This window comes from Gottfriedia acidiceleris, from assembly GCF_050457485.1.
GTDB lineage: Bacteria > Bacillota > Bacilli > Bacillales > Bacillaceae_G > Gottfriedia > Gottfriedia acidiceleris_D.
In genome coordinates this window covers 202,276-228,194 of sequence record NZ_JBCMJM010000016.1, presented here as the reverse complement: position 1 = coordinate 228,194, position 25,919 = coordinate 202,276, and the positions used below count along the sequence as shown (strand labels likewise).

Below are 25,919 nucleotides of genomic sequence, written 5' to 3'. Positions count from 1 at the left end.
AACAAAAAAACGCCATGAATGATCAAAAGGGACCATTCATGGCGTTACCACCCTACTTATTATGTAAAAGCTCTACATAATCTCTTAACATCTTTAACGGGAAAACCGCTGTAGCCTACTATAATTTCGGTACAGAGACTCCAAGGCTGGTTCAGAATACTTGCTTTAGGAATTTGCACCGACCATTCCCTCTCTTAAAAGCTTATAAACTTACTATTCCTTTTCTAAGTCGTTTATTAATTTAAAGTTATAATACGTGAACAAATAGTATCTGTCAATGTGTAGTATAACCATTTTTTTAAAATTTCTTACATTTCTTACTATATTACCTCATTTTTTACTTCTTTTGCTCGTTTCTTTGGTAAAGGTATTTCAGATAACAACATGCCACCTACAATAAATGTCCCACCGATAATTGTTTCGATCGATAATGTTTCATTTGCAAAAAGTACAGCAGTAAATGCGGCAAAAACAGGTTCAAAAATAAAAATTAATGCAGCTTTCGTTGAAGAAATATGTTGTTGAGCAAACATTTGGACCCAAAATGCGATACTCGTACAGAATACTGCAGTCACAATCACTGCAAAAATGAATGTCGGGTTGACCCAAAGTTCCTTAGAAAAAGAAACGGAAGTATCTTCAAAAATTAGGGAGAAAATCGTACTACTAATGCCGACTGTTGCTAGTTGAATCGTTGTAAAGGTAATTGGATCCATTTGCTTCGTATACTTTCCTGATAAAATAATATGGAATGCAAATGCAACCGACCCAATTAGTGTAAGAACATCTCCAAGATTTACAGAAAATGAATCACCTAAAGTTAAGAAACTTAATCCTAGTAATGCAATTAAACATGCGATTACGGTAGACCAGTTGGACCGTTCTTTATAGACTAAATATAAAAGAACAGGTACTAATACAACACATAGACCAGTAATAAAACCTGATTTTGATGAAGTTGTATACTTCAATCCAAATGTTTGTAGTAAATACCCTAAAAACAACATGAATCCAATACCACTAGTAATAACGATTTGTTTAACCGTTAATTTAGTTTTTTGTTTTCTTTTAACTAAAAATGGCAAAAGGACTAAAGTTGCGAGGATAAATCGAAATGCGTTAAATGCAAACGGTTCAACGTAAGCAATCGCATTTTGGACTACTACAAATGTTGTACCCCAAAGTAATGTTACGATAATTAATGAGATGGTAGCTATTCTATCTATTCTCAGGTCTCTCATCCCCTCTCCATATAAGTTGGTCCCATAAAATTGCAAGTAAAGAAAACTCGTTGATTGACGAGCCTAATTGGCGACTACGTTGAAATCACTTCATTGCTGCCAATTTATTCCCACTTAACGAAAAAAAGATGTGATATTCCCACATCCAAGTACTTTAAATTTTATTGGTTCCACATTAAATTATATCTTTATTTTATCATAGTGTGTAATGAATTTGTCTCATAACTGTAAAATTTCTCTATCTTATGATAGTTTTTATGGAAATTTTGCCCAAAACTTGATTAGTTCTTGATTGACTCAACGAATCCTCATCAATATACTTAAATACAGAAAAATAGGAAAAGGTGATTGGATGGATTTTGAAATTACATATTTATCGTTTTATGTTGTTACTGTTGAAGGTAAAGGTGAACAATCCGATAAACGATATAAACATTTCCAAACATTAGATGAATCAATGTTTGAAGAAAGCGCATTGAAAGGTTTTTTAGAAGGTGAACTTGAAAGAATTGTAAATCGAAAAGTTGAAAAACATCCAAAATCTGATTCTGTACCTACAAAATTAGGTCACTTTATTGTCGAAGAAGGCCACTCCTTAGACTCAAATCCAAATTATAATTTATTCCAGCGTATACGTGATGCTAAATCAATTGAAGATTTTAAAGCTGAAAATGAAACTTTAGTCATTAATTACATTGATACTAGTGCCGTTCGCGGAGGAGCATTTCTAGTTATTCAAGCGAAACTAAGGAAATATTTTGATGATCCCTTCTTATTTGTACTAAAATGCGATTTTGAACCAAAAGTTGCCTCCATTTCAGATGAATCTACTCTCATTAAAACAGTTGAAATGGCAATTACAACGAAAAATATGAAATCGATTCAATACCCTTATATGGAAGAATTAGGGATGATCTCAGAAAGTGAATTAAAAATCCATCAAGCATCTCACGCAAGATATTTTGAAGACTTTTTAAAATTTGTTTCCTATTCTGAATCAATGCCTGAAATTGTAAAATCTCAAGTAATGGAAATGGTATATGACAAAATTGAAGATGTATTTGAAGAGGAAAGCGTTGAAAGACAACAATTCGATGCAGCAATGGAAGTCTGGGCAGCAAGTCCTAAACGTGAAATTCAAGAGCATTTTACACCCAATGAAGTAATCGAAGCAGCGGCACAAATCGTGGAACATACACCAGAAATTGAATTATCATTTAAAGCGGATCACTTTTCAGTTAAAGGTTTACTAGCTGATTTCGGTGATAACCTCCATATTGCGAAAGTAAACGGTCGATATGTCGTAATTTTAGAAGCTGATGTATTGCAATTTGAGAAGGGTTTTTCTCCGATTGAGTTTTTGAAACCGGACGAATTGGATGATGTAATTGAGAGAATTGGCCAGAAAGTAAATATTCCAGGATATTGATCGATAGAATAACTCAATTAAAAAATAACGAATGTAGTAAAAAATAAAAGACAGTTGGCTATTACTAGCTTGCTGTCTTTTTGATTACAACTAGGTTGCTTTAGGGCGTCAACTTCTAAGTGAATACCTTTAGAAAGTTGGTAAAAACATTCTAGTCTTTTTTCAAATTAAATCATTTCTTAAGCATCAAATATATGTTTTAATAGCGAGTTTAATTTTACATTACTTTTTTTAACTGTTAACTTAAATAAATAAGAAAACAATTTAAATATACTATATCCAATTAACGTTCCTGTAAAATTAAATATGATGTCATTTATATCAACAACTCTAAAGGTGTAACCATTAAGTAGTCCAATACCCCCTTGCAAAGACTCAATTATGACTCCGATTATTAATCCAGCTATGACTATTTTTTTAAATGTACATTTTGTGATAAAAGGAAGTCCAAAGCCAAATGGTATTGTCATTAAAACATTCAATAAAGAAGTCTCAAGGTCCTGCATTGTAAGGTTAACAAGAGGAACTAGATTCAAGTTTTTCCATGTATGTAGTCCAATCATGTTCCTGAAAGTCTGGGATACATAGATTGGAAATTGAGTATAATTAAGAACAAAGCATAAATAGATATACATAATAGTGAAAAAGAATAAATGCACTATATCTTTTTTGAATTTTATCTTTAAAACAATTAACATCAATAATAATATAATTATAGATCCATATAATATCCAGCCATTAAAAAAAAACGCCTTTTCCATATAAGAAAATCTCCTTCAAATCAAAATCAAACCTACAAAAGACATATTTTTGTGTTATTTTAATAATTTTAAATTTATATTTCTAATTTTTTAGTGTTCCAGAACCTTTGATATTATTCCCATCGTCTTTTCCATCCACTCTTGTTATTATTAAATAATATTTAGTTCCTCCACCTACTGTTTTAAACGTTCCTGAAAAATTACTACCTACTTTTGCTTGAACAGATCCAAAGCTGTTACCAGAAGTTGAATTCCAAAGACTAAACAATAATTGAGTTGGGGTGTTTTTAGCACCTGCATCTTTACTGTAAACATAAGTAGAACCATTAATTAATACCTTACCTGCATCCAATTTATGATAAGCGCCATCCACTCTTCCATCTAAATAAACTTTATTCATCTTGAGATTGAAGATACTTGTACTAGCAAATGCAGGAATAATAAAAACAAGACTCAAAAATGATACAGCTATTGTTGAAAAAAATATCGATTTTAGATTTTTCATTAAATAACCTCTCCTTCTGTTTTTATTAATATAACACTTCAAATCCTAACAATTTATTACAAATTTGGAACAGTTTTGAATAAAATGTCGAAAATTCGTTTAAATTACTATGGTTATTTTTTGGTAAACTATTATGCTTGACTACAAAAAAAGGAGCCACCAAAAGCGCCCCATAATCATCAGTTACATTAATTATCTACTTTCCTGTAAATATCGTTTAACTTCTTTCGGAGATTTTAAAATAACTACAAGGTTACTATCTGATACTTGATGAAGTCTTATTACATCTATTTATAGCGTGTTTTCTAAATTTTTAGCAAAAGTAGAATTACACGCTCCCTGTGAATCAATTACTATAATTTTAGTTACTCCACCCATCTATAAAGACTTCCAATTTCTACTCTCAACTTTAAGTCTGTCTTCTTCGTTTTTTCTAGTTTTCTATCTTACTATAACATATGTTAACCAACTAAAATATTTAGTTGACATATATTTTAAGTTTCATTAATATGAAAGAAGTTATTAGAAAATTGACAGTAGGAGAATTAAAATGAAAATCAAAGAAATTACATTTGTAGCAATGTTTGCAGCAGTTATGGGTGTCCTTGGACAAGTTCCTCCGATTATGTTATCCTTTACACCAGTTCCAATTACTTTACAAACTCTTGGTGTTCTTCTAACCGGTGGTGTTTTAGGTGCAAGATTAGGTGCACTAAGCCAAACTATCTTTTTATTACTAGTTGCAGTTGGAATGCCGCTTCTATCTGGTGGTCGTGGCGGTTTTAGTGTATTTGCAGGACCAAGTGTTGGTTATTTAATTTCATGGCCTATCACGGCTTTTGTAATTGGGTTTTTATTATCTCGTTTTAAAACGTTAAAATTAAAACATGTCTTAATGATTAACTTGACTGTTGGAATTCTATTAATCTACTTAATCGGTATCCCAATTCAAGCGGTAATGATGGGAATTCCAGTTTTGACAGCGGCTAAATTAAGTTTAGTTTATATTCCAGGAGATGTATTAAAAGCGATTCTTGCTTCAATTTTAGTTTTCAAACTAAGACAGCAACCAGTTTTTTCAAGCACATTGACAAAAAACTATTCAAATCAATCAACAGAAAATATGTAAATCTTTGGGACACGCTTGTTGTGTCTCTTTTTTATAGAGGTGATTTAAAATGGCAAATATTACAGAAACCTATCAGAAAAACGCTATATTGTCGCCTGACAAAATTGCGATACATACGAGTAATGAACAAATCAGTTATAAGGAATGGAATCAATTAATTAATCAAACGGCTAATTGGCTACACTCTTATCGATCAAATTCGAAAACAATTGGTATTCTTTTACCGAATGGTATCTCGTTCTTGCAGATGTTTACGGGAGCTTCTAAAGCAGGTTGGATTGCTGTTCCATATGATATGAAATGGAATCTAGCGGATTTGGAAAAAAGGGTAAGACTTTCGAATCCTTCGATTATTGTTACAACAAAAGAAATGTACAATAAGATTTATTCGATCCATCCAAATGTGAAGGTTTTAGATGATATCTTACTAGAAATTGCTCAATTTGCTACATTATCTTCAATGGAGATAAATGAGAACCTACCATTCTATGTCGGATTTACTTCAGGTACAACCGGTAGCCCGAAAGCATTTATCCGTTCTCAAGATTCATGGGTTGCTAGCTTTGATTGCAATCGCTTTGACTTTGGATTAGATGAAGCAGATCAAACTCTTATACCTGGAGCTTTGATCCATTCACATTTTTTATATGGTGCAATTAGTACATTATATTTAGGTGGAACAGTTATTCTTTTAGAAAAGTTTTCTCCTATAAACGTAATATCACGAATCAATTCTTTTCCTATTACGACAATTTATGTTGTTCCGACAATGATTGAAGCATTAATTAAAGAAGGTATTCAAGTCGATCATGCGATGAAAATACTTTCGTCTGGTGCAAAGTGGACCGAAAAATCTAAAATCGAATTTCGTCATTTGTTTCCTGCTATGACGATTTACGAATTTTTTGGGGCTAGTGAATTAAGCTTCATTACCGTTTTGTCGGATAAAGATGGTGTCCATAAGGCAAAAACTGTCGGAAAACCTTGTTATGGTGTGGAGTTACAAATTCGTCGACCAGACCAAGAGTTAGCTAAACCGAATGAAACTGGAAAAATATATGTGAAAAGTAAGTATTTAATAAATGGTTACTTTGAAGAAAATGAAAAAACCATTCATTCAATTCAAGATGATGACGGCTGGGCTACAGTTCATGATATGGGCTTTATTGATGAAGACGGTTTTTTAACAATAAACGGACGTGAAAAAAATATGATTCTATACGGAGGTATTAATATATTTCCTGAAGAAATCGAAAAGGTTATTTCTCTTCATCCAGATGTTGAGGAAGTTGCAGTTGTTGGTCTTTCAAACCCGTACTGGGGTCAGATTGTTGCAGCAGTGGTCAAAGGTAAATCTAATTCGTTTGACTTAAAAAGATTTTGTAAGACACACTTATCAGCTTATAAAATACCTCGTAAATGGTTTTTTCAAAATGAAATGCCGTATACGACTAGTGGAAAAATCGCACGGGCAGAGCTAATTAAACAAATTGAAATGCAGGTGACTAAAAATTAAGAGAGCTGTCATTGTCAAAGCAAAGCGAACACCTATCGGAAAAAAAGGTGGAATTTTACGAGATTTTCAACCGCATGAGCTTGCTGCCCCATTGCTCAAGCATTTGGCAAATGGTTTAGAAGACAAAATTGAGGACATCATTTTAGGCAATGTTGTAGGACCAGGTGGAAATGTCGCTCGAGTTTCCGCGTTAGAAGCGGATCTACCTCTTAAAATCCCAGGAATCACAATTGATCGCCAATGTAGCGCTGGATTAGAAGCGATTCGAATGGCTTGTTACTTAGTTCAAGGTGGTGCTGGAAATTGTTATCTTGCTGGAGGAGTTGAAAGTACTAGTACTTCCCCATTTCCTGCTAGAGCTAGATTTGCACCTAGCAAAATTGGTGATCCTGAAATGGGAATTGCAGCGGAAAATGTAGCTGAAAAATACAGTATCTCAAAAGAAGCTCAAGATCAATATGCTTTATTAAGTTATACTCGAAGCTGGGACTCTCAACAAAATGGACTCTTCAATCAAGAAATTATTCCAGTTGGAGATTTCGGCCAAGATGAAGTATTTTTCAAAAAAAGGAAAATGGACGAACTTTTAAAAAGAGCAAAACCTGTATTTAAAAAGAACGGTACAGTCACTGTTGCAAATAGTTGTGGAATTCATGATGGAGCCTCTGCTGTTCTAATCATGGAAGAAAATGAAGCAATAAAATACGGTTTAAAACCAGTTTTACGATTTGTGGATAGTCAAGTTTCTGGTGTTCATCCTAATTATCCAGGTGCGGCACCGATCCCTGCTATTCAAGAATTATTAAATAGAAACAAACTAACAGTTGCAGATATTGAACTTTTTGAAATAAATGAGGCTTTTTCTTCAAAAGTACTAGCCTGTTCTAAGGAGCTTTCCATCCCTACTTCCAAGTTAAATAGTTGTGGTGGAGCATTAACGATCGGCCATCCGTATGGAGCATCTGGAAGTATCATGGTCACGAGACTTTTTTATGAAGTTCAAAGAAGAAAAAACTTTGAATCAAATTATGTTTTGGCTGCAATTGGAAGTGGTGGTGGAATTGGATTAGCTGTCTTATTCGAAATCGTAAAACAAAATTAATAAATCATAAAGTAGTAAGAAGTATAAAGAGAGGTAAAAATATGAAAGTAATCGGTTCAATCGACAAGCATACACGCTGTCAACATTACCATACATCAAGAGATATCATTGCCATCAAATTCAAGTGTTGTGATACATACTATGGATGTTATTTTTGCCATGAGGAAAGTACTAACCATGAACCAAAAGTCTGGGGCAAAGATGAATGGCAAACAAAAGCAATTCTTTGTGGTAACTGTCATGAGGAATTAACAATTCAAGAATATCAAGATTGTCACTACAAATGTCCTAAATGTGAATCTGACTTTAATCCAGGGTGTAAAAACCATTACCATTTGTATTTTAAGTGAATTGATAAGAATACAAAATTTGGAACTTCACTAATATAAGAACAATAAAAAAGGATGCCAGTCGGCCTCCTTTTTTTAATATAGAATAATATTTAACTATTATGATTGCGTTTGAAGAGCAACTCTTAAACCTAACCCAATGTAGACTAACCCAATCGCTTTCCCCATCCATTTTGTTCCTTTTGTTTTTTTACTAAAGATTTTTTTACCGATTACACTTGATAAAAGTACTAATAAAGTTGTGTACAAAATACTAAGTAATACAAATGTCAAACCAAGAGTTAAAAGTTGAAGGAATACCGGATGTCCATTATGTTGAACAAATTGAGGTAAAAGAGCTAAGAAAAATAGTGCAGTTTTAGGGTTTAATACTTCGATCAGCACTGCTTGACGGAATGAAAGTTTACTATTTACTTCTTTTTGATCAGTTGATTTTTTACTGTTTTTTGATTTTTTAATGATTGCCATGATTCCTAAATAAAATAAATAAGCTGCACCTAAATATTTAACGATTTCAAAAGCAAATGCTGAAGTCATTAAAATTGCAGAAAGTCCAAATACAGATGCACATGTGTGAATTAAATCACCGACAGCAATACCAATGCCTGTTAAGATACCATTCCATTTCCCACCTTTCATTGTTTGGGATAATGTTAAAAGTACAGCGGGTCCCGGTATTAAAAATAGCGTTAATACAACTAAAATAAATGAAAGCATGATGTTCATCTCCTCTCTCGTTACTTTATATTTAGACTATTATACAACAATATTTTGCAGTAATTGCCTAAACTATTATATATTTCAATAAAAAATAAGCCGCTTTCCACATTTGGAAAAACGGCCTATGCATTCAACAATTATAATATTTCAATATACCCATCAGTACCGTGTACACGAATTCTTTGCCCATCTTTTATCAGTTTTGTAGCATTCTCTACACCGACAACTGCTGGTAAGCCATATTCTCGAGCAATAACCGCTCCGTGTGTCATCAGTCCACCAACTTCAGTGACCAGTCCTTTTATTGCTACAAATAATGGTGTCCAGCTTGGGTCAGTAAATGAAGTAACTAATATGTCACCTTCTGCTAGATTTGCATCTTCCATATTTAAAATAACACGTGCTCTTCCTTCGATTACACCTGAAGAAACAGCTAAACCTACAATCGCTTCAGGTGGAAGTTTTTCCCGTTTGTATTCACCTACAATAATTTCACCATCAGATGTTATAACTCGTGGAGGAGTTAGTTTATGATATAATTTGTACTCGTCTTTTCGTTTGTTAATGATTTGGTAATCTAGTTTTTTTGTGCGAACGACTTTTTGAAGTTCTTCGAATGTGAGATAGAATAGATCTTCCACTTCAAAAATGACATTCGTTTTAACGAGTTGTTCAGCTTCTTTCAATAAAGCTAGCTTATACACATAATAGCGACTAATCATTCCATACTTTGGATATTCACGGTATCCAATGAAATTCCTGATTAGATTAATTACTTCCTTTATCTCTTCCGCTTTTTGTTTACCATCTGGTAATTCCAATAATCGTTCTACAAGCTCTTGTTCTTTTTGCAATGCTTTTTCTAGCCCTTGCTCAAATTTCCGTCTACTTTCATGCGGCTTAAAGTTTTTGATGTTACTAAGAATCATTGGTAAGAGTGTAGATGGTTTTTCGCTCCAACGAGTTCTAGTTAGATCAATTTCACCAGTACATCGCATTCCATATTTTCTCAGATAATCATCGATTACGTCTTTAGTTTCCTGTCCACCCTCAAATTTAATCAATTCATCCAAAAAGTTATCATCTTCTACTTGTTGTAAAAATTCTATTACTTCTGGATAAGGGCGAATTACATCGGCGACATCCAGAAGTTCTAGACCCATTTCTGAAGTAATATTATTTGGTACAGATTGCGAAAGTGTATCTCCTACATTCTTTTCATCTAACCATTCGTATATTCTTTCATTGATCCATTCTGTAGCATTCATAGCAGACATAAACACTGCCGAACTTCGCGGGTCAAATAATAACTCTCGTAATTTTTGAAGATCTTCTAAAATAAAATCCATTAAATCTGATCCTGATTTCATTTGAATGGTTTGTTTTAATTCTTCAATTGATGTTTCGTTTTTCTTAATCAATTCAGATACAATTGTTGGATCGTTTTCGATCAGTGCTTTAAAACTCGACGACGATTGTGTTTGATCATTTCGAGTTGGGGTCGGTGCTTGATTCACAGGTGATTCCATAAAATCTTCTCGTCCTACAACCTTTAAAAGAGCGTCTTTTAAGAGCGGATCGGATTTTCCTATAGCCTCTATAAACATTTTTCTGCTGTCAGGTGAAGCAAGATTTTGTGAGATATCAACAAATAATCTTCCTCCAGCTTTTCGCATAGGTGCCCTAGACGTTAACATCCAAAACGACAATCCCAACGGTTTGATTGGATCGGTCATCATTTGTTGGTGGCCGACAGATAGATAGACGTGATTTTCTTTGTCATCCACTTCAGGAATCGGATATAAAGTTGTGATTGGACGACTTTGGACAATATAAAATGTATCTTCTACTAAACACCATTCGATATCTTGTGGACAACGGAAATAAGCTTCTATATGTCTGCCAATTTGTGCGAGTTGTAAAATTTGTTGTTCAGAAAGTGTTTGAGTGATTTGTTTTTGGGGATCAATTTGCTGAGACTCTGTTCCGCCTTCTTTTCGACCATAAATAGCTAATTTTTTTGTTGCGATTCTTTTATCGACGATTTCATTACCTTGTACCTTATAACAATCGGCCGATACTAAACCAGAAACTAGAGCTTCTCCAAGTCCGAAACTTGCATCGATTGATAGTACCTTTCGATTAGAAGTAATGGGATCAGCAGTAAATAATATTCCAGAAGCGTGTGGGAAAACCATTTTTTGAATTACAACGGATAAATAAACTTGACTATGATCAAATTCATTTTGCATTCGGTAGATAACCGCACGATCCGTAAATAAAGAAGCCCAACATTTACTAATATGTTTCAAAATATTTTCTTTTCCAATAATATTTAAATAGGTGTCTTGTTGGCCCGCAAAAGAGGCATGGGGCAAATCTTCAGCAGTTGCACTAGAACGCACAGCATATGCAAGTTCTTCGCCGAATTTGGAGAGATAGTTAGAAACTGCATTTACAACATCGGTAGGGATTACTACTTCCAAAATAATGTCTCGAATCTTTCTGCTAATCTCACGAATTTGATCTCGATCTTGTATATTTAACATTGTTAGTTGATCTAATAAAGCATGATAGGATTGATTTTGTTCGATGGCATTTTGAAATGCCTCTGTTGTGATACAAAATCCTTCTGGTACTTTTATATCTTGAATTTTTGATAATTCACCTAAATTTCCCCCTTTTCCGCCAACGAGTAAAAGTTGGTTTTTATCAATCTCCTGGAAATCGAGAACTAAAGAATTCATTCCACATCTCTCCTAACCTTTAATGTCTATTGATTTTATCAGTAGAAAATAAGAAGATAAAGTCTATTTTGAGCATTTTTTTTATGGTATAATTAAATTAGGAAGAATATGTAACAAAACCGAATCAACAAAAAATGTATTAACTACTATATATAATGAAAAAAGCACAGAAATTAATCTGTGCTTTTTTTCTATTCAATAGATGCGATTGGTTTTCTACCAAACTGTTTATTATACAATTCTTTATATAACCCATTTTGCATTAACAATTCTTCATTTTTGCCTTCCTCAACAATTTGACCATCCTTTAACACAATGATGTGATCCGCAGCCATAATAGTTGAAAGTCTGTGAGCAATTACAATGGACGTTTTATTTTTTAATAATCCTTGTATTGCACTTTGAATATAAAATTCAGATAAAGTATCTAATGAGGAAGTTGCTTCATCAAGAATAATGATTTCAGGATTTTTCAATAATACACGGGCGATTGAAATTCTTTGTTTTTCCCCTCCTGAAAGTTTGATACCTCGATTTCCTACAATTGTCTCATAACCATTTGGTAAGTCCATTATGAAATCATGAATATATGCTGCCTTACAAGCATTCGTAATTTCTTCATCTGAAGCATCAGGGCTTGCATATAATAAATTTTCTTTAATCGTTCCATTAAATAAATAGCTATCCTGTGTAACAAGTCCAATATGAGACCGTAATGATTCTAGGGTAAATTCTCTAATATCACGTCCGCCAATTTTGATTGAACCTGAAGTGAAATCATACAAACGAGGAATTAAATTGGTAATGGTTGTTTTACCAGCGCCACTAGGTCCAACTAATGCAGTCATTGTACCGGATGGGGCAATAAAGGAAATATTTTGTAAAGCCGTTTTATCTTTCTGATAAGAAAATGATACATCGTTAAATTCAATATCTAAATGAGTAACATTCATTTCAGTCGCATCATCACGATCTTTTATCGTTAATTTCATATCGAAATATTCAAAAATACGTTCGAATAAAGCGATCGAACTTGTAATATTTACATAAAGATTTGTTAATTGTCCAACTGGCCCGTATAAACGGCCAAGTAAAGCAACAAAGCTAATAATAGCCCCAATTGTAATCTGATCGTGAATAAATAAATATCCACCATATAAATAGATGAGCATTGGGCCGATGCTAGTAAAGGTTGATAAAATCATCATAAACCAGCGGCCTGCCATAGATTCCTTTATTTTAAGTTTAGTAGCCTGTACATTAATGTCATCAAAATTTTTAAATTCCCTTTGTTCCTTTGTAAAAAGCTTCATTAATAAATAACCACTAATATTTAATGTTTCTTGTATAATATGATTTTGCTCACTTGTTTTTTCCTGTGTCTGTTTTGCAATACTCCAACGAACATTCCCCATTTTACGAGTCGGTAGAATAAATAATGGTACAATGATTAATCCTAGTATTCCAAGCCTCCAGTTCACTATTAACAATGTGGTAGCGGTAGAAATAAGAATGAATAGATTATTAGCGAAACTCACAATCGTACTATCAAAAACAGCTTTAACACCAGAAATATCAGCCGTCATTCGGGTGATTACTTCACCTTGCTTTACGTTCGAATAAAATTGGTATGGCATTTGTTGTAAATGAAGATACATTTGGTTTCTCATATCGTAAATAATTTTTTGGGCAACATATGCATTTAAATAATTTTGCCACACACCCAATAACTCTGAAATAATCGTAGTACTAAGTGAGGCAAGTACGAGATAGATTAGGAGACTTAAATCTTTATTTGGTAAGGCTGTATCAACAATATGTTGAATGATGATAGGCGGTAAAATGCCTAGTACTGAAGTAACTAATAAAATAAGCACAACAAGTGTTGTTTGCTTCCAATACGGAATAAAATATTTTGCAATTCTAAGTAGTATTGCCTTTGATATATTAGGTTTTTGTGCGTTTTTATCATATTTCATTCGCCCAAAACCATGGGGACCCATCGGAGGTCCACCACCCCATCCTGACATAATTAAACGTCCTCCTTATTTCGAACAATTAGTTTGTTCATTTGATAAATCAGTTAAAATTTTTTTTTGCATGTCTATAAGTATATTAAGCTCATCCTGAGTAAATTGTTCCAGTGAATTTGCTAAACTCTTATATGCTTCTGATTCCTCGCGATAGCGTTGACATAATTCTTCACCATCGGGCGTTAAAAATAATTGAGTTTCTCTGCGATCAATAACTGACGTTTCTCTTTTTACATAATTTTTCTTCTCCAACTCATCAATACTAAGACTCACTCTGCTTTTAGCAGTTCTAATTCGTTCAGTTAGTTCTTTTTGTGATAGCCCTTCTTTATTTCGAATTGAATTGAGGATAATTAACTGTTGGAAGGTTATCCCAAGTTTAGTTGCAGTTTGTAAGTTTATTCTTTTTAGTTGGCGCGCAATTGAAATAAACGAATTTGTTAAATCTATTGCTTGTTGAAAATCTGGCATCATATCACCCCTTACATTAGTTTACTTTATAAACTGTTTACATTGTAAACTAATAATAAATCTTTATTGTTCATTTGTACAATTAAAAATTATTAATAAAAAAGACAATAGGATATTTTCTACTGCATCTCTTAAATTATTCAGCAGTTTCATTTATCTTAAATTGTAAAGTGTATTCAAAAGGGATTTGTGAAATAATTAAAGGTAAAGATCATCAGAATGAATGGAGGTAAAATAAGGATGGCAGATAACACATTAATTAATGATTCAGTAAAGATACACTTTATGCTAAAATCTATTCCCCCAAGAACAACATTTCAACAGGACATGACAGATGAAGAACGGAATATTATGGGAAAACATATTGCTTATTGGACAGAAAAACAAAACCAGGGAATAGCTCTAGTGTTTGGACCGGTTCGAAATCCTTCTTCACCTCATGGAATTGCAATAATTGAAGTTGAAAATGAAGCGCAAGTCCCAAAACTTATCGAAGAAGATCCAGCCGTGATAGCTAGGATTATGACTACGGAATATTATCCGATGCTCGCAGTACTCCCTAAACAAAATTCGTGACGTAGCTGTTGAAAAAAGAGAATGAAATAAAAAAGCAAACGGATCTGGGTTGAACTGTCCATTTGCTTTTTATTATTGTTTATTTACTCTATATAATTTTAGTCACTCGATTTCAAGTAAGTATCCTTAAAAAAGACCTGCTTCTTTTGCAGTTTCAATACAAACTCTCGTAAATTCAACTGGATCTAAATTAATGATTTCTAATTAAAAATTAAAGAAAATCCTATAATTTCCAATTAAATAAGTGAAAAGACCTATTTTTTAGTAAAACAATTTGATTATCTTAATTTAAATTGTTATTATATAAACATTAAATGTGTTCAAGCACATAAGGAGGAAATAGAAAATGGAACATGGTAAAGTAAAATGGTTTAATGCAGAAAAAGGTTTTGGTTTCATCGAGCGTGAAAATGGTGATGACGTATTCGTTCACTTCTCAGCAATTCAATCTGAAGGATTCAAATCATTAGATGAAGGTCAAGCAGTTACTTTTGATGTAGAACAAGGACAACGCGGACCACAAGCTACTAATGTTAAAAAAGCATAATTAAAAAAGTCGGATTCTATTGTAGAATCTGACTTTTTTTTATCAAATAAAATAAAAACCCCCTATTCATTGAATAGGGGGTTTTATAAACGTGGAAATCGGGTAAAGAAATGGTTTAGAGTATTATAGCTTATAAAAAATGAATACACAACATTCATTTTATACCTTTATAAAGCTAATTTTATTCTAAATACTATGTGTTTTTGTATATTGAAAGTGTAGGATAATTATTAATGTTATACTCTTAAGATAAAATATCATCCTACAAATAATTTGTATCTTAATTGAATTTACAGGACAACACCTCTTCTGTGTCGAATTATATAATTTAGAAGGGAGATGTGAAAATGAGTAAGGAAAATCTATTAAAGAACCTTCGACTTGCAACAAGAGGAAATTTCTTTATAATCGACATTAAAAATTCCTTGGAAAATGATACAAATATAATTGAAAAACTAGCTAAGGAACTAGAACTAGATGGATTAATCAAACTAAAAGAGTGCACACAGTTAGAAGATTCACTCTTTTTAAGCGGAATACTTAAATATGCATCCAAATAAATTGGATGTTTTTTTATCGTTGAACAAATTATATACGAAATAGATACTCGATTTCAGTTTTTCAATATATAATGGATTAATTTTAAATTAGCAACATTATATTCTAAATGGAATTTAAAAGTAGGAACAATAGCATAAATTGAACGGGGCTATTGTCTTATATAAGGGGTTTCGTTTCATACATGATTTGAAAATTTGAAATTCTGTGTAATCTTCCTTTGTAAGTTGAGTTAAAGATTTTTTACCCGAATAATAGTTCTTTGGCTTGGCTTTCTGATATCCCTCTAACTAATTCAAGTTCGCTTATAAAAATTTTAATTGCGTTACCTAACATTTGTTTTTCACTTGAATTAAGAGATTTTTCATTATCTATACGCATTAAATCACGTACTACTTCTGCGCCTTCTTCAATATTACCTGTTTTCATTTTCTCAGTATTTAGCTTAAATCTTTGTTTGTATGATAGAGAACGATCAGATTCACCATTATGAAAATTTATTAATATATTGTCGAGTGTATTTGAATCAACGACCATTCGAATTCTTGAATTACTCATTTTTGAAATTGGAATCATTACTTCCATCTCTTTAATTAGTAATTTTATAATAAAATACTGCTGTATTTCACCTTGTACTTCTTTTTCTTGAATAGATTCGATTACACCTGCTCCTTGCATTGGATAAAAGATGTTATCACCAACTTCAAACATTATCTACACCCCCATTTAATTATGAACATATATAAGCATAACATTTATCGTTTTTTTGTCAAAACAAATATTTTACCAGTAATAAATAAGACATGTCAATAAGTAAATGGATTTTTTTAGCTAGTGTTTTTATTTTTAAAATTTATGACTAAGAATTAAGTAAAGATTGATCATAATAAATATGTTATTCACCAATATATAGGTGAATTTGATTATCTTTACATTTAATGTTATGATTGAATTATTACAATGTGTGTAAAGCGCACTAGGAGGAAACAAGAATGGAACAAGGTAAAGTAAAATGGTTTAATGCAGAAAAAGGTTTCGGATTCATCGAGCGTGAAAATGGTGATGATGTGTTCGTTCACTTCTCAGCAATTCAAACTGACGGATTTAAATCTTTAGATGAAGGTCAAGCAGTTACATTTGATGTAGAACAAGGACAACGCGGACCACAAGCAACTAACGTTAAAAAAGCATAATAAAAAAATTAAAAAGTCGGATTCTAATATTAGAATCTGACTTTTTTTATCTAATAAAAAAAAACCCCCTATTCATTTAAGAATAGGGGGAAATTTAATCGTGGAGCTCAGGTAAAGAAATGGTTTAAAGTATTATAGCTTATAAAAAATGGATATACAAATTTCTACTAAAAGAAAATCGTTAGTAAATTAATCATTATCTAATGTCTTCCTGTATTCTAACATGATTTTAAGAGTTACAAGCATTTGATCATATTCATTTCTCATCCGTTCGATTTCAGTCATTTTTTGAGAAATCCATTCAATTACCTGTTGATTAGTTCGGGTATTTTTGTCTTTGTCTTCTAAGATCTCTTTTAGTTCAGTTAAAGAACATCCTATGTCCTGAAATTTTTTGATGAGTTTCAGGCGTTCAACCGCTTCTTCTGAATAGTTACGATAGTTATTTTCCTCTCTTTGAACGTGACGACTGTCCAACAAGCCTTCTTTTTCATAAAAGCGAATAGTGTGGACTGATAAACCCATCTTTTTCGCTAACTCATTAATCTTCAAAAAAATTCCTCCTAAAACGCATTGCCTTAGAGTCAACTCTATAGTTTATACTACAATTGTTCAAGCAACTAAACAATTAAACAGTTTCAGGAGGATAAAATTATGCGAATATTTGTAACAGGTGCAACTGGTTATGTAGGTACTGCCGTAGTGCAAGAACTCATTAATGCAGAACATAAAGTAATCGGGCTTACTCGCTCTGACAGTAGTGCTGAGAAACTAAGAGAAGTCGGGGCTGAAGTACATCTAGGAAATCTTAATGAACTCGAGAGTATATATAATGGTACAAAGGCTGCTGACGGCGTTATCCATCTAGCGTTTAATAATGACTTCTCTGATTTTGCGAACTCATTAAAAACCGATTTAAACGTCATCGAGACGATTGGTAGAGCTTTGGAAGGAACTGGTAAGCCATTTGTGACCACTGCTCACTACAATGGAACAGCATCTGATAACGCAGTAATAGAACTTGGGCAACGTGGAGTTCGAACTTCAATTGTGTCGCTTGCTCCATCTGTGCATGGGCCTGGTGATAAGGGCTTTGTTCCGGCACTCATAAATATTGCACGTGAAAAAGGTTTTTCTGCATATATTGATGAAGGTTCTAACCGCTGGACGGCAATACATCGACTTGACGCTGCAAAATTGTACCGCCTTGCTTTGGAAAAAGCTCCTGCTGCTTCATATTTAGATGGTGTCGCAGATGAAGCAGTACCGTTTCATGACATAGCGAGTGTCATCGGTAAGCACCTTAATTTGCCTATTGTCAGCATTCCTAAAGAAAAAGCATTCGAGCACTTTGGTTTTCTAGGTATGATCGCTTCGCAAGATATTCCAAGGTCAAGCGAAAAGACTCAAGAACTATTAGGATGGCGACCAACACAATCAAGTTTGATTTCGAATCTTGAAATGGGTCACTATTTCAAAAAATGATTGGTTAAAATTTTGAATTCTTAGAGTTAAGTTTTAAAAAAATATCTTCCCTATTTTGCTTAATGGTTAGGGGAATTTTCAACCTTTTTAATAGAATTTCCCTACTTTAACTAATCAAAAGAAATAGAGGATAATCGTTTAATGATTATCCTCTACACGTTGTTTAAATATTTCAGATTGGTAGAACAATACTTTCAAAACTACAATTTTAGGGAATTAGATACTTTAGATTCCATTTCTAAATTATTATGGTTTCGAATTGGTTTCGCAGCTTTTGAAAGCAGTCCAGAGATCGTTACAGCAATAAGTACGAAAATTAGAGCACGAAGTAACCCTATATGTTCACCGATAATTCCTAAAAATGGTGGTCCTACTAGGAATGCTAGGTAACCGGCCGTGGATACTGCACTTACTCTTGCAGCTACTCTGTTTGGATCGTCTCCTGCAGCGGACAGTCCAACTGGAAAACCAAATGCCGCCCCAAGTCCCCAAAATACAATACCAATCGTTGCTATCTCAAAACTTTGGCTCAATATAACAATAATCAGTCCTACAAAAGCCAAAAGTGCAGATGAACGCAAAACAATCACTCTACCGAAACGGTCTAATATTTTATCTCCTATTGCACGTCCAATAGTCATTGAACCTACAAATATCCCATATGCAATGGAACCCATAGCTGGGGTAACATTATAACCATCAACCATAATAAGTGGTAACCAGTCATTTGCTGATCCTTCAACGAAAGCCATTCCAAGTACAATAATACCGATCATGATTGTGCGTCGTTCTTTCCATACAGCCATATATTCCTTCGTTCTATTTACTTTAACAGCGTCACTAGCAACTTCTTTACCTGTGTCAGCAGGTATGAAACGGTATAAAGAAAAAACAGTCAAAACGATAACCAAGGCTGTAAGTGACAAGTGAATAGGTACAGAGATTCCCGACTTAGTCAATGTCGAACCAACCAATGCTCCAAGAAGCGTACCCAAACTGAACGCTGCATGAAAACCGGTTAAGAGCGACTTTTTTGTTGCTCTCTCAACTGTGGTTCCTTCTACATTCATCGCTACATCACATATTCCTTGCCCAAAACCAAAAATGACAAGCCCTAAAAATACCATAATACTATTTGTCAGCCATGAACCACTGATTCCAACAATTAAGAGTCCAATAGAAACCACAGATAGCCCAAAAACCATAACAAAACGTCCGCCCTTTTGAGCAATAAGCATACTGGCACTTATCAGTCCGATTATTGATCCTACCGAAAGCCCAAAAATGATTACACCCATCTCTGCTGTTGTAGAACCTAGTGCATCCCTAATTGCAGGCGTACGAGATACCCATGATGCGAATGCAAATCCGGTCAGAGCAAAAATGAAATAAATGGCGACCCGCCATAGTTGAATTTGACGGCTAGTTAATGAATAGTGCATACTTGACCTCCTAGTTTTAGTTTCAAAACTTTTTAAATATGTTTAAAAAGTGAAGTGAGACATACTTATTAAAGGTGTTTAATAAGTATCGAATCACTTACTTATTCAAACTCTTTCATAATACTTAATCGAATATTGTTGTCATTTTTTCCAACATTCTAGCGGTATTAATTATACAGTCAACTCAATCAAGTTTCCTTCAGGGTCTTTTATAACACTCTCATAGTACCCATCACCAGTCAAACGAGGACCATTAACGAGGGAATAACCACTATTTTTAATTTTGGCACTCATCTGATTGACAGCGTCTTCACTTCCTAAGGAGATTGCTATATGAGCCCAACCAAATTGATCACCGGGATTACTCTTAACAATACCCTCTTTACGCATAATTTCTAATCGTACGCCAGATTCAAAGGTAAGAAAATAAGATTCAAATTTCTTTTCGCTATTATGATATTTATTGTTAGACTTACAATTAAAAAATGTTTCGTAAAACTCCCTCATCCTTTCCAAATCCTTAACCCATATAGCAACATGTTCAATTTTCATTTATTTTTATCCTCCCCAATCGTATTTTCTTCTAAAATTTTATGTTAAATGAAGATCACCACCATATATTAATATCTTTTTATTATTCAATCGATCATAAGTTTAAGACAAAGACTCTGTAATCCAATTAAATAGTCTTTTTTCCAATCACTCGTCGAAAGCACAGGAAGATGTTCGGACGGAATATAATTTGAGCTAGCAATTCTAATTTTATCTAATATTTCGTTTTCAACTTCATCTTTACAAAAAATGATGATATGAGGATTAATGATCGCTACAAATGAGGCGACTAATCTGCTGATTGCATCAATTTCATAGTCCTCACTTATTATTAGGTTTTTAAGTCCTCTTCTAATTTCTAATGCCTGTCCAAAATTTCTTTCATCATATTGAGGTACGAATGAAACCTCACCTGAGAAAAATGTACTTCCTCTTACAACATCTCCATTTACCATAATTCCTGCACCTGGACCGTTTTGACCTGAATACAAATAAACAAGGGATTGTTTATCCTTTATCCCTCTATTATTGTGAAAACCTAAAACAGCTGCATTCATATCGTTCTCTACTATGACAGGAATCGAAAAATGTTCTTCATAATATTCTTTTAAATTAATGTTTTGAAACTGTTCGTATCCTGGGATATAAAAGATTTTTCCATTATCAACCGCCGCTGGTACTCCAATCGACATTGAACTGATTTTTGGATATTTAGTTATGATCTTTTCAATGGTCATCGTTAAAAAATGCAAACTTTTATCTATTAATGCACTCGGTGCTTTGCCTTGTTCCTTTACTTCACCAACACAATTAAAAATGATATAGTTCGTTTCAGTTCCCTCTAAGAATATTACTAAACCTAACATATGTTCAGGATTGTAAGAGTATCTTTTTGCCCTTCTTCCACCACTAGAATGATCTAATCCGACTAAAAGAACTTCTCCTTCTTTTTCCATTTCTGTTAGAAACTTACTAATTGTCGGAAAACTAATTTCTAACCTTTGACTTAATTCAACTTTAGTTGCACTGCCTAATTTTAAGAGCGTTGTACGAATACCACAAAGAACCATTTTCTTCATATTGCTTGGAGTTGCTAAAAATTCATTCACTAAATTCACCGCCTTAAAAAACTTATTAAACGCCTTTAATAAGTTGATGACCTTAATTTACCATATACACTTGATTAAAACAATTGAAACTAATGTAACCAGTACATTTAATATCTCATTTTGGTTAACCTAAATATAGATATTCACGGACTTAAGTTTATATCTTAACCATACTAATATAGTTGTAATAAAAATGAGAATGCTTGAAAACCAAAACAAAATTGATTTATATTATAGTTTTCATTTCTAATATTTGTATAGTTTCTAATAATCAAGAACTTCTATATAGCAACGAGTATAAATAAATACTTATATAATTAGAAAGGAAAAATACTTTGTCCATACTCCTTACCTTAATAGTACACCATCGTTATCTATTATTATTTTCAGTGAATCTACTTGAACTTATTGCATTACCTATTTCAGGAGAAATCACTATGAGTTATACGGGGTATCTAATATACCAAGGTAAAATGAGTTATATACTTTCTATTTTCTTAGCAACTTTGGGTGCTGTTATTGGAATTACTGTATCTTATTTAATTGGTAATAGATTCGGTTATAATCTTATTCTAAAGTACGGAAAATATATACACTTTGGTCCCGAAAGATATAATAAAACCGCAAAATGGTTTGATCATCATGGTAATAAACTCTTGGTATTTGCTTTTTTTATACCTGGAATTCGCCATTTTACCGGGTATTTTAGTGGGATTTCCCGATTACCTTTTAAAATATTTGCACGAAATGTATATATTGGTGCGATTCTTTGGTCTATTACCTTTGTCACTCTTGGTAAGGTTCTTGGTCCTCAGTGGGAGAAATTTCATCATTCTGCAAGTAAATACCTTGGAATAGGAATAGTTGGTCTTTTAAGCTTTATTGTAATTTTATTCTTGTTAAGGAGATACAAAACATCCTTAAAATACTTTTTAAATAATTATATAACTTCATTTTCAACTCGTTTTTTTTATCATTAAAAAGAATTGAAATTTTTATTATTTGCCTTGCTGTTTTGTTTTTAAGTATGCTTATTTTTACTTTAGGATTGAGTGAACAATATTTACATAATGAGTTTAAAGAGTTAAATGAAGTTAGTATATATATCATAAATGAACTCTTTGGAGACAACTGGAGTTTCATAATGAAGGGATTACTTGTTCTTCAAATACCTTTAATTTTGCTTGTTATTTCAATGGTTTCATTAATCTTACTATTTGTTAATAAGAGAAACTTAATATTGGAATTCTTATTTTTTATAACATCTATTGTTGGTGGTGTGATATTCAAAGAAATTATTACGCATGTATTTCATTATTTAAAACCTAATGCCGGCTCTTTATTACACTTTGAGTTTCCAAATGAACAATCTTATATGTCAATTGTCGTCTATGGTTATTTTGTTTTTGTATTGATACGCCATTTAAAAAACGATATCTTTACTCGAATCAAATTGATCTCTCCAATTATACTTTTATTTCTTTTAATATTAATTGGTGTAGCAAATATTTATTTCTCAATTCAAATTCCAAGTGACCTTATAGCAGGATACACATTTGGAGCAGCATGGTTATTTTTAAACTTATTACTACTTGAAATACTTCGTCTCATACAACAATATAAGCCATTTCCAAACAAACGCACCATTTAGACAACAAGAAATAATATTAATTTAATATGGATCGGAGTGCTATGATGGATTTATAATCTATATTTTTATATAATCATTCAATGAAATATTTCATTCTACTAACATTAGCTGAGTGTTACGAAAGAGTATTAAAAGAACTCCAAATATTTTCCTTTATCGTTAGTAAGATCCAATTTCAACTTTGTAAATTTGAGGTATTTTAAATGAATTTAAAGTATTTTTTGTCGATTGCTTTTTTAATTAGTCTTTTGTCACTTTTTGGTTTCGGACTCATGGCATTACTAGTAAGCAATCATAGTATATATCATTTTGATAGTACAGTTATTAACTTTATACAAGGGTTTGAATCACCCGTCATGACATCTTTTATGAAATTAATAACTTTTTTAGGTTCAAGCGTATTTATAATTCTACTTTCTATAAGTATTCTATATTTTCTTTATAAAGTTTTAGATCACCGTTCTGAATTAATATTATTTATTGCCGCTCTTATTGGCTCAAATATTCTTTGTATTTTATTAAAACTCTTCTTTCATAGGGCGAGACCTGATTTACACCGTTTAATTGAAATAAGTGGATTTAGTTTTCCGAGTGGACATGCAACCAACGCTATGACAGTTTATGGAATCCTAGCATTTATATTGTGGAGAAATATTCGTACAAAATCTGGACGTTCTCTATTGATATTAATAAGTTTAATAATGATTCTTTTAATTGGTATAAGCAGAATTTATTTAGGTGTTCATTTTCCAAGCGATGTAATTGCTGGCTACTTTACTGGAGGATTTTGGATTAGTATTGCAATTTGGTATTATCAGCGTTATAAAGAAAAGCAATATGAACGAAAACAATGCGCTTGAAGATTTTATTACTTATAGTAAAAAAAGGAATTTTAAATTTGTTCAGATTGATTAAAGAAGCCTTTTATTAAGCAAACAAAAAAGAGAGAGTACCGTTACTCTCTCTTTTTCATTTGCTTAATATTATGATATTCCTTCAAAAATATCGTTTACGATTAACTGAGAACTAAGACCTTTATATAAATTCATTAGAGATATTTTCATTCTAAATTAATAATATGACTTTTCAAGTTCTATCGATAAAAGGCAATTCATCTCCCACCTACCGTTAGAGTAAAGTCTTTACACGCTTGAGAAAGGAAACTTCTTGCCTGATTATGTTAAATTTCGCAGATTCTATTATGAAAATTCACTATAAATTTCATTAAAACAATTTAATTAATAACCAATTATACAATCAAAAAAATGCCTAAAAAAAACCAATAATGAATTTTATAGTCAATCATTAAATTATAGTGAAATTGATTAAAAAAATATAATCTTTTTTGCTTTTTTACTGTGCTATTATATAGCAATGCTATACATTTCACGTACTTATAAACAAATTAAACATTCAATTTTAAACTTAGAAATTAAAGGGAGAATTAACTATGAAAGAAAAGAAAACAAAACTAGTTTATAAAAATGTAATGATTTTTCAATGGTTTTTAAAAACAAGTTATTATTTGATGATCATCATATTACTAATATATTTTTACATTTGTAATTCCTCTGGCTCATCAACATTTATTTATAATGAATTTTAATTTTATTAACTAATATTTATAGAGGTATTCAAATGACACCATACGAAAATTTACTATATTTTTTATTATTGATGTTATTATTCCTACCAATTATTATTTTTGGGTTAAATGGAAAAAAGATAACATTTTACAATACGCTTGTTGGCTGGACACTTATTTTACTTATTTTTAAAGACGATATAAAACAGTTGTTATTTTTTATATGTTTTACTATTTTCCAATCAGTATTGGTCATTAACTATAGAAAGTATCGTGAGAAATACAATAATCCTCGTGTTTTTTATTTTTTAATAGTATTAACGTTATTTCCGTTAATTTTAACTAAGGTTCAGCCACTTTTTATACCAAATTCAATAATTGGATTTTTGGGTATTTCCTATGTAACTTTCAAATCAATCCAATTACTAATCGAAATAAGGGATGGATTAATCAAAACGTTAACAGTATTTGAGTTTCTACAGTTCTTTTTATTCTTCCCAACTTTTACGTCTGGTCCGATTGATCGATATCGAAGATTTGAGAAGGATTTCAAGAATAGCTTTGAACCTGGGGAATATAAAGTTCTTTTATTTAATGGTATAAACTTAATTTTTCGAGGTTTTCTTTACAAGTATATTATTGCCCATGCTATCAATTTGTATATTATTTCAAATGTCTATTTACATGAAGACCTATTTGTCTTAAAACTTCTATACATGTATGCATACAGTTTTTATTTGTTCTTTGATTTTGCAGGTTATAGTGCTTTTGCAGTCGGAGTTAGCTATTTATTAGGTGTTCAAACACCACAGAACTTTAATAAACCATTTTTGAGTAGAAATATTAAAGATTTTTGGAATCGTTGGCATATGACATTGTCTTTTTGGTTTAGAGATTATGTTTATATGAGGCTAGTTTTTTTCTTACAAAAAAAGAAAATAATAAAAAATCGATATGTTATTTCGTATATTTCTTACTTTACCTTATTTTTTTTAATGGGTCTTTGGCATGGACTTGCATTGCATTTCATTGTTTATGGTATTTACCATGCTATTTTAATTATTTGTTACGATCTATTTGAAAGGAAAAACAAAGAAAAGAAATTAATTCCGCGAACAAAATTCACTGATATACTTTCAATAATTATTACATTTCACTTTATTTGTTTTGGTTTTTTAATTTTTTCAGGAACATTATTCTAAAACAAATAATTAGAC

General features: G+C 32.1%; 27 protein-coding genes and 1 other annotated feature. Of the genes, 15 read left to right on the top strand and 12 right to left on the bottom strand.

The annotated features are described in order from the left end of the window. Nucleotides 1–24: 24 nt before the first annotated feature. Nucleotides 25–236 (bottom strand) — a binding site (T-box leader). Between the two features lie 84 nt (nt 237–320). Further along, a complete protein-coding gene (locus tag ABEY15_RS16755; protein ID WP_429891284.1) occupies nt 321–1,241 on the bottom strand; it encodes a DMT family transporter in 921 nt (306 codons plus the stop codon). 352 nt (nt 1,242–1,593) lie between these two features. On the opposite strand from ABEY15_RS16755, the gene ABEY15_RS16750 reads away from it, so the two are divergent. Continuing rightward, nucleotides 1,594–2,670, top strand: coding sequence for a DUF3900 domain-containing protein (locus ABEY15_RS16750; protein WP_429891283.1), 1,077 nt, complete (start codon nt 1,594–1,596; stop codon nt 2,668–2,670). 179 nt (nt 2,671–2,849) lie between these two features. On the opposite strand, the gene ABEY15_RS16745 is transcribed toward ABEY15_RS16750, so the two are convergent. Next, complete coding sequence (locus tag ABEY15_RS16745; RefSeq protein WP_429891282.1) at nt 2,850–3,431, bottom strand: VanZ family protein; 582 nt, start codon at nt 3,429–3,431, stop codon at nt 2,850–2,852. A gap of 82 nt (nt 3,432–3,513) precedes the next feature. Next, nucleotides 3,514–3,936, bottom strand: coding sequence for a hypothetical protein (locus ABEY15_RS16740; RefSeq protein WP_429891281.1), 423 nt, complete (start codon nt 3,934–3,936; stop codon nt 3,514–3,516). Nucleotides 3,937–4,486: 550 nt separating this feature from the next. Between ABEY15_RS16740 and ABEY15_RS16735 the strand changes: the two genes are divergently transcribed. Genes ABEY15_RS16735 through ABEY15_RS16720 form a run of 4 tightly spaced genes read left to right on the top strand, consistent with a single transcriptional unit; the run spans nt 4,487 to nt 8,033 of the window. Further along, nucleotides 4,487–5,065, top strand: a complete 579-nt coding sequence (locus ABEY15_RS16735; RefSeq protein WP_429891280.1) for a biotin transporter BioY — start codon at nt 4,487–4,489, stop codon at nt 5,063–5,065. A 49-nt stretch (nt 5,066–5,114) separates the two neighbouring features. Further along, nucleotides 5,115–6,581: an AMP-binding protein gene (locus tag ABEY15_RS16730; RefSeq protein WP_429891279.1), complete on the top strand. Its 1,467-nt coding sequence runs from the start codon at nt 5,115–5,117 to the stop codon at nt 6,579–6,581. Further along, a complete protein-coding gene (locus ABEY15_RS16725) occupies nt 6,577–7,683 on the top strand; it encodes an acetyl-CoA C-acyltransferase (RefSeq protein ID WP_429891467.1) in 1,107 nt (368 codons plus the stop codon). The genes ABEY15_RS16730 and ABEY15_RS16725 overlap by 5 nt, the downstream gene beginning before the upstream one ends. A 41-nt stretch (nt 7,684–7,724) precedes the next feature. Continuing rightward, nucleotides 7,725–8,033, top strand: coding sequence for a CHY zinc finger protein (locus ABEY15_RS16720; RefSeq protein WP_429891278.1), 309 nt, complete (start codon nt 7,725–7,727; stop codon nt 8,031–8,033). Between the two features lie 99 nt (nt 8,034–8,132). Here the strand turns inward: ABEY15_RS16720 and ABEY15_RS16715 are convergent, their stop codons facing one another. The 4 genes from ABEY15_RS16715 to ABEY15_RS16700 form a co-directional block, all read right to left on the bottom strand. Then, entirely contained in the window at nt 8,133–8,750 is a 618-nt protein-coding gene (locus ABEY15_RS16715) for a LysE family translocator (protein WP_429891277.1), read from the bottom strand. Between the two features lie 140 nt (nt 8,751–8,890). After that, complete coding sequence (gene ppsA, locus ABEY15_RS16710) at nt 8,891–11,500, bottom strand: phosphoenolpyruvate synthase (protein ID WP_429891276.1); 2,610 nt, start codon at nt 11,498–11,500, stop codon at nt 8,891–8,893. A gap of 191 nt (nt 11,501–11,691) precedes the next feature. Beyond that, nucleotides 11,692–13,530, bottom strand: coding sequence for an ABC transporter ATP-binding protein (locus ABEY15_RS16705; protein ID WP_429891275.1), 1,839 nt, complete (start codon nt 13,528–13,530; stop codon nt 11,692–11,694). Nucleotides 13,531–13,545: 15 nt separating this feature from the next. Beyond that, a complete protein-coding gene (locus ABEY15_RS16700; RefSeq protein ID WP_429891274.1) occupies nt 13,546–14,004 on the bottom strand; it encodes a MarR family winged helix-turn-helix transcriptional regulator in 459 nt (152 codons plus the stop codon). 240 nt (nt 14,005–14,244) lie between these two features. Here ABEY15_RS16700 and ABEY15_RS16695 point away from each other — a divergent pair, with 240 nt between their 5' ends. The 3 genes from ABEY15_RS16695 to ABEY15_RS16685 all read left to right on the top strand — a co-directional run bounded on the left by ABEY15_RS16695 (nt 14,245) and on the right by ABEY15_RS16685 (nt 15,687). Further along, on the top strand, nt 14,245–14,580 hold the full coding sequence (locus ABEY15_RS16695; protein ID WP_429891273.1) for a YciI family protein: 336 nt from the start codon (nt 14,245–14,247) through the stop codon (nt 14,578–14,580). A 346-nt stretch (nt 14,581–14,926) separates the two neighbouring features. Beyond that, nucleotides 14,927–15,127, top strand: a complete 201-nt coding sequence (locus ABEY15_RS16690) for a cold-shock protein (RefSeq protein WP_025568372.1) — start codon at nt 14,927–14,929, stop codon at nt 15,125–15,127. 347 nt (nt 15,128–15,474) lie between these two features. Continuing rightward, nucleotides 15,475–15,687, top strand: a complete 213-nt coding sequence (locus ABEY15_RS16685) for a hypothetical protein (protein WP_025568371.1) — start codon at nt 15,475–15,477, stop codon at nt 15,685–15,687. Nucleotides 15,688–15,928: 241 nt separating this feature from the next. On the opposite strand, the gene ABEY15_RS16680 is transcribed toward ABEY15_RS16685, so the two are convergent. Beyond that, a complete protein-coding gene (locus tag ABEY15_RS16680; RefSeq protein ID WP_429891272.1) occupies nt 15,929–16,396 on the bottom strand; it encodes a CarD family transcriptional regulator in 468 nt (155 codons plus the stop codon). A gap of 281 nt (nt 16,397–16,677) precedes the next feature. On the opposite strand from ABEY15_RS16680, the gene ABEY15_RS16675 reads away from it, so the two are divergent. Next, nucleotides 16,678–16,878: a cold-shock protein gene (locus ABEY15_RS16675; RefSeq protein WP_025568369.1), complete on the top strand. Its 201-nt coding sequence runs from the start codon at nt 16,678–16,680 to the stop codon at nt 16,876–16,878. Between the two features lie 189 nt (nt 16,879–17,067). Here ABEY15_RS16675 and ABEY15_RS16670 read toward each other — a convergent pair whose 3' ends face one another. Further along, nucleotides 17,068–17,430: a MerR family transcriptional regulator gene (locus tag ABEY15_RS16670; RefSeq protein WP_429891271.1), complete on the bottom strand. Its 363-nt coding sequence runs from the start codon at nt 17,428–17,430 to the stop codon at nt 17,068–17,070. Between the two features lie 102 nt (nt 17,431–17,532). Between ABEY15_RS16670 and ABEY15_RS16665 the strand changes: the two genes are divergently transcribed. Then, nucleotides 17,533–18,363: an SDR family oxidoreductase gene (locus ABEY15_RS16665; protein ID WP_429891270.1), complete on the top strand. Its 831-nt coding sequence runs from the start codon at nt 17,533–17,535 to the stop codon at nt 18,361–18,363. Between the two features lie 200 nt (nt 18,364–18,563). On the opposite strand, the gene ABEY15_RS16660 is transcribed toward ABEY15_RS16665, so the two are convergent. The 3 genes from ABEY15_RS16660 to ABEY15_RS16650 form a co-directional block, all read right to left on the bottom strand. Further along, nucleotides 18,564–19,805, bottom strand: a complete 1,242-nt coding sequence (locus ABEY15_RS16660) for an MFS transporter (protein WP_429891269.1) — start codon at nt 19,803–19,805, stop codon at nt 18,564–18,566. A 171-nt stretch (nt 19,806–19,976) separates the two neighbouring features. Further along, the gene (locus tag ABEY15_RS16655; RefSeq protein ID WP_429891268.1) at nt 19,977–20,357 is read right to left on the bottom strand and encodes a VOC family protein; all 381 of its coding nucleotides are present in this window, start codon (nt 20,355–20,357) and stop codon (nt 19,977–19,979) included. Between the two features lie 86 nt (nt 20,358–20,443). After that, a complete protein-coding gene (locus tag ABEY15_RS16650) occupies nt 20,444–21,466 on the bottom strand; it encodes an ROK family protein (RefSeq protein ID WP_429891267.1) in 1,023 nt (340 codons plus the stop codon). 437 nt (nt 21,467–21,903) lie between these two features. Between ABEY15_RS16650 and ABEY15_RS16645 the strand changes: the two genes are divergently transcribed. From ABEY15_RS16645 to dltB, 5 genes are all read left to right on the top strand, one after another. Continuing rightward, on the top strand, nt 21,904–22,446 hold the full coding sequence (locus ABEY15_RS16645; protein ID WP_429891266.1) for a DedA family protein: 543 nt from the start codon (nt 21,904–21,906) through the stop codon (nt 22,444–22,446). 164 nt (nt 22,447–22,610) lie between these two features. Continuing rightward, complete coding sequence (locus ABEY15_RS16640) at nt 22,611–23,117, top strand: hypothetical protein (protein WP_429891265.1); 507 nt, start codon at nt 22,611–22,613, stop codon at nt 23,115–23,117. Between the two features lie 203 nt (nt 23,118–23,320). Beyond that, nucleotides 23,321–23,977, top strand: a complete 657-nt coding sequence (locus ABEY15_RS16635) for a phosphatase PAP2 family protein (RefSeq protein ID WP_429891264.1) — start codon at nt 23,321–23,323, stop codon at nt 23,975–23,977. 590 nt (nt 23,978–24,567) lie between these two features. Then, nucleotides 24,568–24,723 (top strand): teichoic acid D-Ala incorporation-associated protein DltX, encoded by a 156-nt coding sequence (gene dltX / locus ABEY15_RS16630; RefSeq protein ID WP_429891263.1) that lies wholly within the window; start codon nt 24,568–24,570, stop codon nt 24,721–24,723. 32 nt (nt 24,724–24,755) lie between these two features. Next, the gene (gene dltB, locus ABEY15_RS16625) at nt 24,756–25,904 is read left to right on the top strand and encodes a D-alanyl-lipoteichoic acid biosynthesis protein DltB (protein ID WP_429891262.1); all 1,149 of its coding nucleotides are present in this window, start codon (nt 24,756–24,758) and stop codon (nt 25,902–25,904) included. The last annotated feature ends 15 nt before the right edge of the window (nt 25,905–25,919 follow it).

What these genes read in the sequence shown, in the direction of transcription:
- ABEY15_RS16755 (WP_429891284.1), bottom strand. Translation starts at nt 1,241, where the DNA reads ATGAGAGACCTGAGAATAGATAGAATAGCTACCATCTCATTAATTATC.
- ABEY15_RS16750 (WP_429891283.1), top strand. Translation starts at nt 1,594, where the DNA reads ATGGATTTTGAAATTACATATTTATCGTTTTATGTTGTTACTGTTGAA.
- ABEY15_RS16745 (WP_429891282.1), bottom strand. Translation starts at nt 3,431, where the DNA reads ATGGAAAAGGCGTTTTTTTTTAATGGCTGGATATTATATGGATCTATA.
- ABEY15_RS16740 (WP_429891281.1), bottom strand. Translation starts at nt 3,936, where the DNA reads ATGAAAAATCTAAAATCGATATTTTTTTCAACAATAGCTGTATCATTT.
- ABEY15_RS16735 (WP_429891280.1), top strand. Translation starts at nt 4,487, where the DNA reads ATGAAAATCAAAGAAATTACATTTGTAGCAATGTTTGCAGCAGTTATG.
- ABEY15_RS16730 (WP_429891279.1), top strand. Translation starts at nt 5,115, where the DNA reads ATGGCAAATATTACAGAAACCTATCAGAAAAACGCTATATTGTCGCCT.
- ABEY15_RS16720 (WP_429891278.1), top strand. Translation starts at nt 7,725, where the DNA reads ATGAAAGTAATCGGTTCAATCGACAAGCATACACGCTGTCAACATTAC.
- ABEY15_RS16715 (WP_429891277.1), bottom strand. Translation starts at nt 8,750, where the DNA reads ATGCTTTCATTTATTTTAGTTGTATTAACGCTATTTTTAATACCGGGA.
- ppsA (WP_429891276.1), bottom strand. Translation starts at nt 11,500, where the DNA reads ATGAATTCTTTAGTTCTCGATTTCCAGGAGATTGATAAAAACCAACTT.
- ABEY15_RS16705 (WP_429891275.1), bottom strand. Translation starts at nt 13,530, where the DNA reads ATGTCAGGATGGGGTGGTGGACCTCCGATGGGTCCCCATGGTTTTGGG.
- ABEY15_RS16700 (WP_429891274.1), bottom strand. Translation starts at nt 14,004, where the DNA reads ATGCCAGATTTTCAACAAGCAATAGATTTAACAAATTCGTTTATTTCA.
- ABEY15_RS16695 (WP_429891273.1), top strand. Translation starts at nt 14,245, where the DNA reads ATGGCAGATAACACATTAATTAATGATTCAGTAAAGATACACTTTATG.
- ABEY15_RS16690 (WP_025568372.1), top strand. Translation starts at nt 14,927, where the DNA reads ATGGAACATGGTAAAGTAAAATGGTTTAATGCAGAAAAAGGTTTTGGT.
- ABEY15_RS16685 (WP_025568371.1), top strand. Translation starts at nt 15,475, where the DNA reads ATGAGTAAGGAAAATCTATTAAAGAACCTTCGACTTGCAACAAGAGGA.
- ABEY15_RS16680 (WP_429891272.1), bottom strand. Translation starts at nt 16,396, where the DNA reads ATGTTTGAAGTTGGTGATAACATCTTTTATCCAATGCAAGGAGCAGGT.
- ABEY15_RS16675 (WP_025568369.1), top strand. Translation starts at nt 16,678, where the DNA reads ATGGAACAAGGTAAAGTAAAATGGTTTAATGCAGAAAAAGGTTTCGGA.
- ABEY15_RS16665 (WP_429891270.1), top strand. Translation starts at nt 17,533, where the DNA reads ATGCGAATATTTGTAACAGGTGCAACTGGTTATGTAGGTACTGCCGTA.
- ABEY15_RS16660 (WP_429891269.1), bottom strand. Translation starts at nt 19,805, where the DNA reads ATGCACTATTCATTAACTAGCCGTCAAATTCAACTATGGCGGGTCGCC.
- ABEY15_RS16655 (WP_429891268.1), bottom strand. Translation starts at nt 20,357, where the DNA reads ATGAAAATTGAACATGTTGCTATATGGGTTAAGGATTTGGAAAGGATG.
- ABEY15_RS16645 (WP_429891266.1), top strand. Translation starts at nt 21,904, where the DNA reads ATGAGTTATACGGGGTATCTAATATACCAAGGTAAAATGAGTTATATA.
- ABEY15_RS16640 (WP_429891265.1), top strand. Translation starts at nt 22,611, where the DNA reads ATGAAGGGATTACTTGTTCTTCAAATACCTTTAATTTTGCTTGTTATT.
- ABEY15_RS16635 (WP_429891264.1), top strand. Translation starts at nt 23,321, where the DNA reads ATGAATTTAAAGTATTTTTTGTCGATTGCTTTTTTAATTAGTCTTTTG.
- dltX (WP_429891263.1), top strand. Translation starts at nt 24,568, where the DNA reads ATGAAAGAAAAGAAAACAAAACTAGTTTATAAAAATGTAATGATTTTT.
- dltB (WP_429891262.1), top strand. Translation starts at nt 24,756, where the DNA reads ATGACACCATACGAAAATTTACTATATTTTTTATTATTGATGTTATTA.